This window comes from Bradyrhizobium sp. CCGB12, from assembly GCF_024199845.1.
Classification (GTDB): Bacteria; Pseudomonadota; Alphaproteobacteria; order Rhizobiales; family Xanthobacteraceae; genus Bradyrhizobium.
Window position 1 is genome coordinate 2,891,643 of the sequence record NZ_JANADO010000001.1, and the last position, 12,043, is coordinate 2,903,685.

Below are 12,043 nucleotides of genomic sequence, written 5' to 3' on the forward strand. Positions count from 1 at the left end.
GGGCTAGAATGTGCCCATGAAGCATGCTGATTCCTCACCCCCTCCAACTCGCCGCGCACTGCTCCAGTCGACGCTCGGTGCAGCTGCCTTGCTCGCACTCCCGACACGCGCGCTTGCCGCCCCTCCAGGCTTCGACGAATGGCGCGAAGCCTTTCGCGCGCGTGCGATGGCAAAGGGCATCTCTGCCGCAACCTGGCAGCGCGCGATGGCGCGCGTCGAGCCTGATATGAGCGTGTTCAAGCAGATGCGCAACCAGCCGGAATTCCGCGAGCAGGTGTGGCAATACATCAACCGCCGCGTTTCAGACTGGCGCATCATCAACGGCAAGATCGCGCTGAAGAACAACGAGGCGCTGCTTGGGCGCATCGAGCGCGATTTCGGCGTCGAACGCGGCACGCTGCTGGCCTTGTGGGGCGTCGAGTCCGCCTATGGCGATCCCCTGGTGCAGCAGAACCACATGACGCCGGTGTTTCCTTCGCTCGCTGCGCTCGCCTGGAACGAGCCACGGCGCAAGGCCTATTGGGAGACCGAACTGATCAACGCGCTGCGCATCGTCGACAAGGGCTGGAGCACGCCGGAACAGATGCAGGGATCCTGGGCCGGCGCGATGGGGCATTCGCAATGGATGCCGGAGGTCTGGCTCAATGTCGGCATCGACTACGACGGCGACGGCAAGGTCTCGCCGTTCGGCAAGCCCGACGACGCGCTGGGCTCGACCGCCAAATATCTCGTCAACCGCGGCAAATGGCATCGCGGCGAGCACTGGGGCTACGAAGTGCGCGCGCCCGGCAACATGAGCGGAAGCCGCACCTATGCCGCCTGGGCGTCAGCCGGCGTCACCCGCGCCGACGGCCAGCCATTCCCGCAGCCGAACGCATCCGCTCAGCTGTGGACACCCGTTGCGGGCGGACCGACCTTCCTGCTGGGACCGAACTTCTATTCGGTGAAGAGCTACAATCCCTCGATGAACTATGCGCTGGCAATCTGCCATCTCGGCGACCGCTGCCTGGGTGCGCCACCCTTCATCCAGCCCTTCCCCGGCTCCGAGCGCGCGCTGACGCTCGCCGAGGTGCAGGAGATGCAGACGCGCCTGACCAAGGCCGGCTTCGACACCGGCGGTACCGACGGCCGCGTCGGCAACGACACGATGAAGGCGGTCAAGGATTTTCAGCAGCGTGCGGGCATCACGCCGGCGGACGGATACGGCGGGCTAAAGGTGCTGGCGAAGTTGCGGCAGGGGTTGTAGGTCTCGTCATTCCGGGGCGCGCCACTTGGTGCGAACCCGGAATCCATTTGTCTGCCTGGCTTGTTGCTCGATGGATTCCGGGCTCGCGCTTCGCGCGCCCCAGAATGACGAACTGAGAAGTCAGTGCCGGTACTGCGGCTCCTCCGCATCGAGCTGGCGGCGGATCGCAGCCAGATGCAATCGCGCGGATTCGGAATCGCCTTCGCGCATCTGCCGGTAGGTTTCGGCCGCAACAGCGGGATCGACAGGCAGGACTTTCCGTCCCGTCGACATCGCCAGCACCTGCACCTCTGCGGCGCGCTCAAGATAGTAGAGATCGTCCCAGGCTTCCGCGATGGTCGGGGCCAGCACCATCACGCCATGATGCTTCATGAAGACGATGTCGGCATCGCCGACAGCGGACGCGATGCGCGCGCCCTCGCGGTTGTCGAGCGCGAGGCCGTTATAGTCACGGTCGACCGCGGTGCGGCCGTAGAATTTCAGCGCGGTCTGGCCGGCCCAGATCAGAGGCTCGCCCTCCGTCATCGACAGCGCCGTGGCATAGGGCATATGGGTGTGGAAGGCGACCTTGGCGCGCGGCAGGCGCTTGTGCATCTCGGCGTGGATGTAGAAGGCGGTCGCTTCGGGCTCGCCCTCGCCGTCGAGCACGTTGCCGTGGAAATCGCAGATCAGCAGCTTCGACGCGGTCAGCTCGCGGAAGGCGTAGCCATAGGGGTTGACCAGGAAGAGATCGTCATGCCCCGGCACCACGGCCGAGAAATGATTGCAGATGCCCTCCTCAAAACCGTTGCGCGCGGCCATGCGGAAGCAGGCGGCAAGATCCTCGCGCGCGCTGCGAACCGCATCAGTGGCGAGATCCGGTCGGTTCGAACGATGGGGCACGGGTGAGGACGCGTGAAGACTGTGCGCCATGGCGAAGGACACCTCTGTCGGTCGAGAGCTGCCCGCGTTGTACAGGGGCAACGCCTGCGCGTCAGCCCCTGCCCTACGCCACCCTGCTCTTCGCGGCTCGCGCAGCGGCGGATCGTGCTCCTATTGCCGTCGCGGCACGCCGCCGGCGTTCATGCCACCATCGACGACGAGCTCGCTGCCGGTGACGTAGCGCGAGGCATCGGAGGCCAGATACAGCACGCCAGAGGCGATTTCCGCCGCCTGGCCGGCACGGCCGAGCGGCGTGACCACCTTGGCGCGCTCCTCGGGATCGATCGGCGCGTTGCCCTGGTTGCCGGTCGCGCTGGTCGGGATCTTGCCCCAGATCGGCGTATCGATGATGCCGGGATGCACCGAGTTGACGCGGATACCGTCGCCGGCGGCCGCGCATTCCATTGCGATCGACTTCGCAAACAGCCGCACGCCGCCTTTGGTCAGCGAATAGGCCGACAGGCCGGGCGCGCCGCGCAGGCCCGCGAGCGACGACATCATGACAATCGAGCCGCCGCCGGTCTTGCGCATCAAGGGCAGGCAGTGCTTGACCGAGAGGAACACGCCGTCGAGGTTGATCGCGTTCTGTTTGCGCCAGTCACCAAGGGTCATGTCGACGATCGAGGGTACGGAGATGCCGATGCCGGCGTTGGAGACCATGATGTCGAGCCGGCCGTAGCGCTTTGCGATTTCGGCAACGACCTCGATCCAGCGCTCCTCGCTGGTGACATCCTGCTCCAGGAAGGTCGCCTTGCCGCCGGCCTTTGCAATGCGCTTGGCAAGTTCTGGGCCGCGCAGCTCGTCGATGTCGGTTGCGATGACGGTGGCGCCCTCGCGCGCGAATAGCTCGACGATGGCCTCGCCGATGCCGGAGGCGCCGCCCGTCACCAGTGCGACCTTGCCCTCAATTTGCCCTGCCATGTTCACTCCCATTTTTTTGTTGTTTGAGGCCGTTGTCATCTAATCACGGACGGCCCCTGGTCCGGTAGCGCGACGTCGATGACGCGAAATTGCACACGCTCGACGCCCTGGTAGCGATCGACCGACAATGACCCCGCGACATGAATTTGCTGACCGCGGTTGGCTAGCAGCGCATTGCCGAGCTTCTGGCCGACCGAACGGAATGCGATGCCGTTGACGATGGCGCCGTCACCGGACTTGAAGCGCAGCCTTAAGTGCGCCTGGCCGACCTCGTCGGCATAGATGAGCTGATGCGCCGGCAGGGCCAGCACGGGTTCCGGATTGCCGCTGCCGAACGGACCTGCGCGATTGAGGGTGGTCGCAAGCTCCGGCGTCACCGCGCGCGCGGAAACCGCGCCATCGACATAGAGCTCGTTGACGTGCCGCGCCTCGGCGACGTCGCGCGCCAGTGCGTTCTCCAGATAAGCGCGGAATTCGGCGAGCTTCTCCTTGCGCAGCGTCACGCCCGCGGCCATCGCGTGGCCGCCGCCCTTCAGCAAGATGCCGTCAGCGACCGCCTGGCGGACCGCCTTGCCGAGATCGACGCCCGCGATCGAGCGGCCCGATCCGGTGCCGATGCCGCCGGGCTCCAGCGCGACGGCAAAGGCGGGCCGCGAAAACTTCTCCTTCAGGCGAGAGGCGACGAGGCCGACCACGCCGGGATGCCAGCCTTCCGAGGCCGTGACGATGACACCGAGCTTGTCCTCGAGCCCGATCGAGGCGAGTGCCTCGGCTTCGGCCTGCGCTTCCGCCGCCTGCTCGATGACACGGCGCTCGCTGTTGAGGCGATCGAGCTCAGCCGCGATCCGCGCGGCCTCGACGCTGTCGCCTTCCAGCAAAAGCCGCACGCCGAGGTCGGCGCGGCCGATGCGGCCACCGGCGTTGACACGCGGTCCCAGCATGAAGCCGAGATGCCAGGCCTCCGGCGGGCCGTTGAGCCGCGCCACATCCATCAGCGCGGTATGACCGACATGGTCGCGCCGCCGCATCGCGATCAGCCCTTTTGCAACGAAAGCGCGGTTGAGGCCGATCAGCGGGGCGACGTCGGCGACGGTGCCGAGCGCAACGTGATGCAACATGCCGAGCAGATCCGGCTCGGGCATCTCGCTGCTCCAGAAGCCGCGCTGGCGCAGCTCGCGGTTCACGGCAACGAGCGTCACCAGCACGAGCCCGACGGCGGCGAGATGGCCGAGGCCGGAGAGATCGTCGAGCCGGTTCGGATTGACCAGCGCATCGACCTCCGGCAGCTCCGTGCCGGCCTGGTGATGATCGATCACGACCACGGACATGCCGAGGCGCTTGGCTTCCGCCAGCGGATCGATGCTGGTGGTGCCGCAATCGACGGTGACCAGCAGCGTGGCCCCCTTCGCGGCCAGCGCGCGCACCGCTTCCGTGTTGGGGCCGTAGCCCTCGAATATCCGGTCCGGAATGTGGATCAGCGGATCGAGCCCGCAATGACGCAGGTGCCAGGCGAGCAGCGCCGCCGAAGTGGCACCATCGACGTCGTAGTCACCGAAGATCGCGACCGTCTCGCCCCTGGTCGCGGCATCCGCGATCCGCTGGGCAGCAGCTTCCATCTCCGTCACCGTGAACGGGTCCGGCAACAGCTTTCGGATGGTCGGATCGAGGAAGTCGGCGACCGCGTCGATATCGACGCCGCGGCCCGCCAGTACCCGCGCCAGCAGCTCCGGCAATTGGTGCCGCTGCACGATGGCGAGCGCCTTCGCCGCTCCGCGCCCGTCCAGCCGGTCACGCCAGAGCTTGTCGGTGAGCGAGCGCGCAACGCCCAGGAACGCCTGGGGAGACTCGACGGGCAAGGCAGTGGCGGGCGGCGTCATGAATGGCGATTGGCTTGAGAAATCCGGAAGCGTGGCAGCTGGTCGGCCGACGGGACGATTGACCCGGAATCCACCGACATATGCAATGTCCGCGCCGCATAAAGTGGTGGATTGCCGCTTTGCTGCGCGGAGTGACTATCATTTGGGCATTCCAGGGAACAGCAAATTAAGCGGGCGTTAGGCGGAATCTTCGAAAAAGACTCGTATTCGATCTGTAATTTGTTGTTCCGGGTTCGTTGCAGATCAGACCTCATTGCCAAGGGAAAATCCCCGATGTCTGCTGCGCTGGGTCTGAAAGCCAAGCCGATCGCCACCGAACCCGCCGACGATGATTCCGACATCTCCGCGCTGATCAACCGCCTCACGGCGGAGGTCAACCAGATCGCGGTCGATAAGACCAAGGCGATCCAGCAGATCACCAACCAGATGAAGATGCTGGCGTTGAACGCGCTGATCGAGAGCTCGCGCGCCGGCGCGCAAGGCGCGGGCTTCGCGGTGGTGGCGCAGGAGGTGCGCGGCGTCGGCCAGCAGGTCGAGACCATCGCCCGCGAGCTCGAGACACAGCTGACGAAACGGACCGGCGATCTCGTCGCCTCGATCGACCGCATGAGCCAGCGCTCGCGCGGCGAGCGCATGGTCGATTTGTCGCTCAATGCCGTCGAGCTGATCGACCGCAACCTCTATGAGCGCACCTGCGACGTGCGCTGGTGGGCCACTGACTCCGCGGTGGTCGATTGCGCAGCCTCGCCTGCTCCCGCTGCGGTCACCTATGCCTCGCAGCGCCTCGGCGTGATCCTGGGAGCCTACACCGTCTATCTCGACCTCTGGCTCTGCGACCTCGACGGCAACGTCATCGCCAACGGCCGCGCGGATCGTTTTCGTGTCGTCGGCCAGAACGTCGCCCACACCAAATGGTTTCGCGAGGCGCGATCGCTGCGCTCCGGCGACGACTACGTCGCCGGCGACGTCGAGAACCAGCCGCTGCTCGGCAATGCGCAGGTCGCGACCTACTGCGCCAGTGTCCGCGCCGGCGGCCAGGCCAACGGTACGCCGATCGGCGTGCTCGCCATCCATTTCGACTGGGAGCCGCAGGCCCGCGCCATCGTCCAGGGCGTGCGCGTCGGCGACGTCGACAAGGCGCGTGTGCTGCTGGTCGATTCGAATTTTCGCGTGATCGCCGCCTCCGACGGCCAGGGTATCCTCAGCGAGCGCATCTCGATCTCGCTGAACGGTCAGCGTTCCGGCTTCTACCACGACCGCACGGGCGCGCTGGTCGCCTTCCATGCCACGCCGGGCTATGAGACCTATCGTGGGCTCGGCTGGTACGGCGTGATCGTCTGTGGCGCGTGAGAGCGAACTGGTTGGGACCGAACGACCGGTCCCCGCTTCCAACCCAAAAATGCGAAAACAACCCCATGCACAGTAGCCCCGGGGTTGTCGGCGTGATGCACACTCGCGCTGCATAAGTGTTTGACGCGCTGGGCAGAACAACAGCGACCGAGCACCGGCCACAAGGTGCGGGCTATCATGTCGTCTTGATCGGTTCGGCACCACATCATGTTCCAGCCCCGCCGCCGTGGAACCGGCCGTGTCCCCTGCTGGAACGGTACTTGTCGCTCCTCCAGCACTTCCCAAATGAACGGGGTGGTCGCACCGCCTGGTTTTCGCGCAGCGGGCGGCCGTTTCGGGATCTCCTCCGCGGAGACCAACATGCCCTCACCGGCGCCCACAAATGAAACAGAACGGCTCGCCGCCCTGCACGCGCTCGACATCGTCGACAGCGCGCCGGAAGCTGCTTACGACGAAATCACCGAGCTTGCGGCGCAACTCTGCGGCTGCCCCGTCTCCTATATCAGCTTCATCGATGACGACCGGCGCTGGCTCAAGGCGAGATACGGTCTGCCGGCCGACGTCACCGACGCGCCGCGCGAGAGCGCCGTTTGCACGACGACGATTTGCGGCGCCGATCTGCTCGTCGTTCCCGATCTGAAACAGGATCCGCGCTTTCGGAACAGTCCGATGGTCGCGCTCCGGCCATCCTGCCGGTTCTATTGCGGCATGCCGCTGATTACCGATGAAGGCTATGCGCTCGGAACGCTCTGTGTGATGGACTTCGAGCCGCGGCAGCTGTCCTTCGAGCAGACGGAAGCGCTGCGAATGCTGTCGCATCAGGTGCTGGCCCAGCTGGAGCTCCGCCGCAAGGTGCTCGAGTACGGCCAGACCATCCGGGAACTCGAGCAGGCGCGACTTGAGGCCGCTGCCGAGCGCGCCCGCGCCGAGGACCTGCTGCACAACGTCTTGCCGGCGCCGATCGCCGACGAGCTCAAGCGTAGCGGCAGAGTGCAGCCCAGATACATCCGATCGGCAACGATCCTGTTCGCGGACATCCAGGGTTTCACACTGCTGGCCGAACGAACCGAACCAGCCCGCCTCATCAATCTACTCGATGAATATTTCTCCGCCCTGGACGAAATCGGCGCGCGCTATGGTCTGGAGAAGGTCAAGACCATAGGCGATGCCTACATGGCGGTTGCCGGCGTGCTCGCGCCCGATCGGCGGCACTCCATCGACGTTTGCCTTGCGGCGCTGGAGATGCGCGCCCGTCTCGATCGCCTGAAGGCGCAATACGAAGCGGTTGGCGAACATGCTCTGCAACTGCGCATCGGCATCCACACCGGTCCCGTCATTTCGGGCGTCGTCGGTCTGCGCAGGATGACCTTCGACATCTGGGGCGATGCGGTCAACACCGCATGGTTCATGGAAGCGCTCGGAGTTGCGGGACGGATCAACGTGTCGGAAACCGTGGCCGGGCATGTCCACGGCTTGTTCGAACTCGAGCCGCGCGGCCCGATCGAAGCCAAGCACGAGCGCGCGCATGAAATGTTCTTCCTCAACGGCTTGAAGACGGAATATTCGCGCGATCGCGACGGCCATTTGCCGAATGATCAGTTTCTTGCCGAATATCATCGGATCGGCGGTTCGCGGATTGGCTCCTGATCGATGAGCTCGCGCCCGCTGATGCTCGACCTGCCGGCGGCGTGCCCGGGCTCTTCGGGCTAGGTGGATTTTCCCGCGGCGAGCGGGGGCGCGCCTCCGGGCACGGCACGATCCCTGACCAATTTGTACCGCCACGAACGCTCTGGAGCATTTTTCGACAAGGCAGGCCCATTCCAGGCAAGAGCTCGCCCTATTGCTCGGGTAAGATGGCTCTGCATCACGTTGATCGACGTCATCGACGGAAGAGCCTGCCCCATTCGTTGGGGCATCTCGCGTTCGTCGAATGCTGAGGAGACATTGCCATGAAGATTGTCGTGATCGGTGGGACCGGATTGATCGGATCCAAGCTCGTGGCGAAGCTCAAGCAGCAAGGCCACGAGCCCGCGGCAGCCTCGCCGAAATCAGGCGTGAACGCCGTGACCGGGGAAGGCCTCGCCGCCGTGCTGGCCGGCGCTGATGTCGTCGTCGACGTCGCCAACGCGCCGTCCTGGGAGCCCGCCGCCGTGCTCGATTTCTTCCAGCGATCGAGCAAGAATCTCGTCGCGGCGGAGGCCGCCGCAGCCGTGAAACATCACGTGGCGCTCTCCATCGTCGGCACCGAGCGTTCGCCCGACAACGCCTATTTTCGTGCCAAGCTGGCGCAGGAAACCATCATCAAGTCCTCCTCGGTCCCCTACTCGATCGTGCGCGCCACGCAGTTCTTCGAATTCCTCGGCGCCATTGCCGAAACGGGCCTGACCGGCGGCAAGATCGTCGTTCCCACGGCGCAATTTCAGCCGATCGCGGCCGACGACGTCGCCGATCGCCTCGCAGAGGTCGCAACGGGCCAGCCGCTCAACGGCACCATCGATATCGCGGGCCCCGAGAAGGCGCCCTTCAACGAATTCATCGCACGTCGCCTGAAGGCGTCCGGCGACGTCCGGCCTGTGGTGGGAGACCCGAAAGCGCCCTACTACGGTGCCCCCATTGACGACACATCGCTGAACCCGCTCGGCGAGGCGCGGCTCGGGAAAACGCCGCTCACAACCTGGCTCGCGAGGCTCTGAGGCTCGGCCAGTCCTGCAATCACGACAGAAACGGCAATGAAGGGAATCCCATGCGCAGATTGCTGATCGCGACGGCGGTTTATACCGCGTCTTTCCTGACCGCCCATGCCGCCGAGACGGCAGCACCATTGGCGAAAGTGACTGTGGTGTTCGACCAGACGCTGCCAAATGTCCCGGGCAAGAGCATGAAGGGGGTGCTGGTCGAATATGGTCCCGGAGGATCATCACCGGCCCACATGCATCCGCGCTCCGCATTCATCTATGCAACCATCCTGGAAGGAGCGATCCGCAGCCAGGTCAATGACGAGCCCGCCAAGGTCTATCGCAAAGGAGAGAACTTTTTCGAAAAGCCCGGCGACCGCCACGCCATAAGCGCGAATGCCAGCGATACCGAACCTGCGAAACTGCTGGCTGTCTTCGTCGTGGATACAGCAGACAAGGAGCTGGTGACGCCTATCACGAAGTGAGGCGGGATCGGCGTGCCATCACGCCCCGCGCCGCGCCGCCATCTCCGCGGCGAGCAGCATCGCGGCGCGGCTGGCGCCGATCGACGCGATGCCTTGCCCTGCGATGTCATAGGCGGTGCCGTGCGCGGGCGTGCAGATCGGGAATGGAAAGCCGCCAAGCAACGTCACGCCGCGATCGAAGCCCATCAGCTTCATCGCGATCTGCCCCTGGTCGTGATACATCGTCAGCACCGCATCGAAGGCGCCGCCCTTGGCGCGCAGGAACACGGTATCCGCGGGAAACGGCCCCTCCGCGTCGATATCCTCGCGCTGCGCTGCTGAGACCACGGGCGCAATGATGTCGATCTCCTCACGGCCGAAATTGCCGCCGTCGCCGGCGTGCGGATTGAGACCTGCGACGGCGATGCGCGGCCGCGCGAAGCCGGCATTGCGCATGCAGGTATCGGTCAGCTTCAGCGCGCGATGGATGCGCTCGCCGGACAATCGCCCGGCGACATCCTTGAGCGGGATGTGAGAGGTGACACGTGCGTTCCAGAGCCGATCCAGCACATTGAACTCGCTCGCCGCGGTCTTGAGGCCGACAATCTCGGCTGAAAACGCGATCTCGTCGTCGTAATCCGCGCGCGCCAGCCGCATCGCCTGCTTGTTGAAGGGCGTGAAGCAGACGGCATCGACGCGGCCGTCGCGGCCGAATTCGAGCGCATGGCGATAGTTGGCGAGCGCAAACCTGCCGCCGGCAAGGCTCGCGGTTCCCCGCTCGACCTCGGCGGGATCGAGGAGGCCGAGATCGACGAACAGCGTCTCGCCCTCCGCTGCGCGAAAGTCAGATCCCTGCTCGACCGTCGTCAGCTCCGGCCTGATGCCGGCAATGCGTGCGCCTTCGTCGAAGACGCGGCGGCCACCGATGACGACGAGCCGGCTGCGGGCGCGGATGTCGTCCTGCACCACGAGCTTCGCCGTCAGCTCCGGGCTGATGCCGGCGGGATCTCCCATTGCCAACGCAATGAGCGGCTTTGCGGTCATATGATCACTTTCTCCTGGGCTGTCGTGTCGGCCACGGCGGATGCGGGTTTGCGCCAGAGCCGCGCGAGCTGCAACACGAGCGGAAGCAGCAGCAGTGCGATGCCGGCGACGATCAGGCATGTCACGAGCTTGTTGGCAAAGAAGATCCCGAGCGATCCCTTGGAGATCAGCATCGACTGGCGGAACGCGTCCTCGGCCTTGTCGCCGATGACGATCGCGAGCACGAGCGGCGCCAACGGATAGAACAGTTTCTTGAAGAGATAACCGACGATGCCGAAGCCGAGCATCATGACTACGTCGAGATAGGAGTTCGACACCGAATAGGCGCCGACGACGCAGATGATCACGATCAGCGGCGCGATCACCACGAAGGGAATCCGCATCAGGGCCGCGAAGACCGGAACGGTGAGCAGCACCAGCGCGACCGCGACGATATTGCCGACATACATCGAGGCGATCAGACCCCAGACAAAATCCTTACTGTCGACGAACAGCATCGGCCCGGGATTGAGACCCCAGATCATCAGCCCGCCCATCATGACCGCCGCGGTCGCCGAGCCGGGAATGCCAAGCGAGAGCATCGGCAAGAGCGCGCTGGTGCCGGCGGCGTGGTCGGCTGTCTCCGGCGAGATGATGCCTTCGACCTCGCCCGTGCCGAAATATCGGCCGCGGCGCGAGAAGCGGCGCGCGATGCCGTAGCTCATGAAGGAGGCCGCGGTCGGACCGCCCGGCGTGATCCCCATCCAGCATCCGATCGCGGCGCTGCGCAGCAAGGCGACGCCATGCCGCGGCAGGCGGCCGACCGCGCGGAACACTTCGGCCCAGTCGATCTTCGAGGAGACCGCGCGCGCGTGAAACTCCTCTTCGACGGCAACCAGGAGCTCGCCGATGCCGAACAGCCCCATCACGGCGACGACGAAATTCACGCCCTTGACGAGTTCATCGACGCCCATGGTAAGGCGGACACTGCCGGACACCGTGTCGATGCCGATGGCAGCGATCGCGAAGCCGATGGCAAGCGCGACGACGGTCTTGATCGGTGCCGCGCCGCCCATGCCGACGAAGCTGGCAAAGGCCAGGAAATAGACGGCAAAATACTCGGCCGGCCCGAAGGCGAGCGCGACCTGCGCCACCCAGGACGCAAGGAAAGTGATCAGGATGACGCCGATCAGCGCGCCGAACGCCGCCGAACCGAAGGCCGTCGCGAGCGCCGTCGTTGGCCGGCCGTCGCGCGCCATGGGATAGCCGTCGAAGGTGGTCGCGACCGACGACGGCTCACCGGGAATGTTGAACAGGATCGAGGTCACGGAGCCGCCGAACAGCGCACCCCAATACATGCTGGAGAGCAGGATGATCGCCGAGACCGGCTGCATGCCGAACGTCAGCGGCAGGAGCAGTGACACCCCGTTCGGCGCGCCGAGCCCCGGCAACACGCCGACGAGAATGCCGAGCAGCACACCGACCACCATGAGGAGCAGATGCGGCACGGTGACCGCGATGGTGAAGCCGTGCAGGAGCTCTGCGAGATTATCCATCGGCCTCTCC

At 65.3% G+C, this 12,043-nt stretch carries 10 protein-coding genes; 5 read left to right on the forward strand and 5 right to left on the reverse strand.

All coding sequences use genetic code 11. The annotated features are described in order from the left end of the window. The first annotated feature begins 16 nt into the window (after window positions 1-16). A complete protein-coding gene (locus NLM27_RS13920; protein WP_254143837.1) occupies window positions 17-1,246 on the forward strand; it encodes a lytic murein transglycosylase in 1,230 nt (409 codons plus the stop codon). 120 nt (window positions 1,247-1,366) lie between these two features. On the opposite strand, the gene NLM27_RS13925 is transcribed toward NLM27_RS13920, so the two are convergent. The 3 genes from NLM27_RS13925 to recJ all read right to left on the reverse strand — a co-directional run bounded on the left by NLM27_RS13925 (window position 1,367) and on the right by recJ (window position 4,965). Further along, window positions 1,367-2,158 carry an aldolase gene (locus NLM27_RS13925; protein WP_254143838.1) on the reverse strand — a complete coding sequence of 264 codons (792 nt, stop codon included), beginning with the start codon at window positions 2,156-2,158 and terminating at the stop codon, window positions 1,367-1,369. A 120-nt stretch (window positions 2,159-2,278) separates the two neighbouring features. Next, window positions 2,279-3,088 carry an SDR family NAD(P)-dependent oxidoreductase gene (locus tag NLM27_RS13930; protein ID WP_254143839.1) on the reverse strand — a complete coding sequence of 270 codons (810 nt, stop codon included), beginning with the start codon at window positions 3,086-3,088 and terminating at the stop codon, window positions 2,279-2,281. 35 nt (window positions 3,089-3,123) lie between these two features. Next, window positions 3,124-4,965, reverse strand: a complete 1,842-nt coding sequence (recJ, locus tag NLM27_RS13935; RefSeq protein WP_254143840.1) for a single-stranded-DNA-specific exonuclease RecJ — start codon at window positions 4,963-4,965, stop codon at window positions 3,124-3,126. 273 nt (window positions 4,966-5,238) lie between these two features. Here recJ and NLM27_RS13940 point away from each other — a divergent pair, with 273 nt between their 5' ends. The 4 genes from NLM27_RS13940 to NLM27_RS13955 all read left to right on the forward strand — a co-directional run bounded on the left by NLM27_RS13940 (window position 5,239) and on the right by NLM27_RS13955 (window position 9,475). After that, window positions 5,239-6,315: a methyl-accepting chemotaxis protein gene (locus tag NLM27_RS13940; RefSeq protein ID WP_254143841.1), complete on the forward strand. Its 1,077-nt coding sequence runs from the start codon at window positions 5,239-5,241 to the stop codon at window positions 6,313-6,315. 360 nt (window positions 6,316-6,675) lie between these two features. Then, on the forward strand, window positions 6,676-7,962 hold the full coding sequence (locus tag NLM27_RS13945) for an adenylate/guanylate cyclase domain-containing protein (RefSeq protein ID WP_254143842.1): 1,287 nt from the start codon (window positions 6,676-6,678) through the stop codon (window positions 7,960-7,962). A gap of 302 nt (window positions 7,963-8,264) precedes the next feature. Beyond that, window positions 8,265-9,008, forward strand: coding sequence for an SDR family oxidoreductase (locus NLM27_RS13950; RefSeq protein ID WP_254143843.1), 744 nt, complete (start codon window positions 8,265-8,267; stop codon window positions 9,006-9,008). A gap of 50 nt (window positions 9,009-9,058) precedes the next feature. Next, complete coding sequence (locus NLM27_RS13955) at window positions 9,059-9,475, forward strand: cupin domain-containing protein (RefSeq protein WP_254143844.1); 417 nt, start codon at window positions 9,059-9,061, stop codon at window positions 9,473-9,475. An 18-nt stretch (window positions 9,476-9,493) separates the two neighbouring features. Here NLM27_RS13955 and NLM27_RS13960 read toward each other — a convergent pair whose 3' ends face one another. Both NLM27_RS13960 and NLM27_RS13965 read right to left on the reverse strand, forming a co-directional pair. Continuing rightward, entirely contained in the window at window positions 9,494-10,498 is a 1,005-nt protein-coding gene (locus tag NLM27_RS13960) for a 4-hydroxythreonine-4-phosphate dehydrogenase PdxA (protein ID WP_254143845.1), read from the reverse strand. Beyond that, window positions 10,495-12,033: a tripartite tricarboxylate transporter permease gene (locus tag NLM27_RS13965; RefSeq protein WP_254143846.1), complete on the reverse strand. Its 1,539-nt coding sequence runs from the start codon at window positions 12,031-12,033 to the stop codon at window positions 10,495-10,497. The genes NLM27_RS13960 and NLM27_RS13965 overlap by 4 nt, the downstream gene beginning before the upstream one ends. Between the last annotated feature and the right edge of the window lie 10 nt (window positions 12,034-12,043).

Bases quoted from the DNA above. Each gene is read 5' to 3' on its own strand.
- NLM27_RS13920 (WP_254143837.1), top strand. From the start codon at position 17: ATGAAGCATGCTGATTCCTCACCCCCTCCAACTCGCCGCGCACTGCTC.
- NLM27_RS13940 (WP_254143841.1), top strand. From the start codon at position 5,239: ATGTCTGCTGCGCTGGGTCTGAAAGCCAAGCCGATCGCCACCGAACCC.
- NLM27_RS13925 (WP_254143838.1), bottom strand. From the start codon at position 2,158: ATGGCGCACAGTCTTCACGCGTCCTCACCCGTGCCCCATCGTTCGAAC.
- NLM27_RS13950 (WP_254143843.1), top strand. From the start codon at position 8,265: ATGAAGATTGTCGTGATCGGTGGGACCGGATTGATCGGATCCAAGCTC.
- NLM27_RS13965 (WP_254143846.1), bottom strand. From the start codon at position 12,033: ATGGATAATCTCGCAGAGCTCCTGCACGGCTTCACCATCGCGGTCACC.
- recJ (WP_254143840.1), bottom strand. From the start codon at position 4,965: ATGACGCCGCCCGCCACTGCCTTGCCCGTCGAGTCTCCCCAGGCGTTC.
- NLM27_RS13930 (WP_254143839.1), bottom strand. From the start codon at position 3,088: ATGGCAGGGCAAATTGAGGGCAAGGTCGCACTGGTGACGGGCGGCGCC.
- NLM27_RS13945 (WP_254143842.1), top strand. From the start codon at position 6,676: ATGCCCTCACCGGCGCCCACAAATGAAACAGAACGGCTCGCCGCCCTG.
- NLM27_RS13955 (WP_254143844.1), top strand. From the start codon at position 9,059: ATGCGCAGATTGCTGATCGCGACGGCGGTTTATACCGCGTCTTTCCTG.
- NLM27_RS13960 (WP_254143845.1), bottom strand. From the start codon at position 10,498: ATGACCGCAAAGCCGCTCATTGCGTTGGCAATGGGAGATCCCGCCGGC.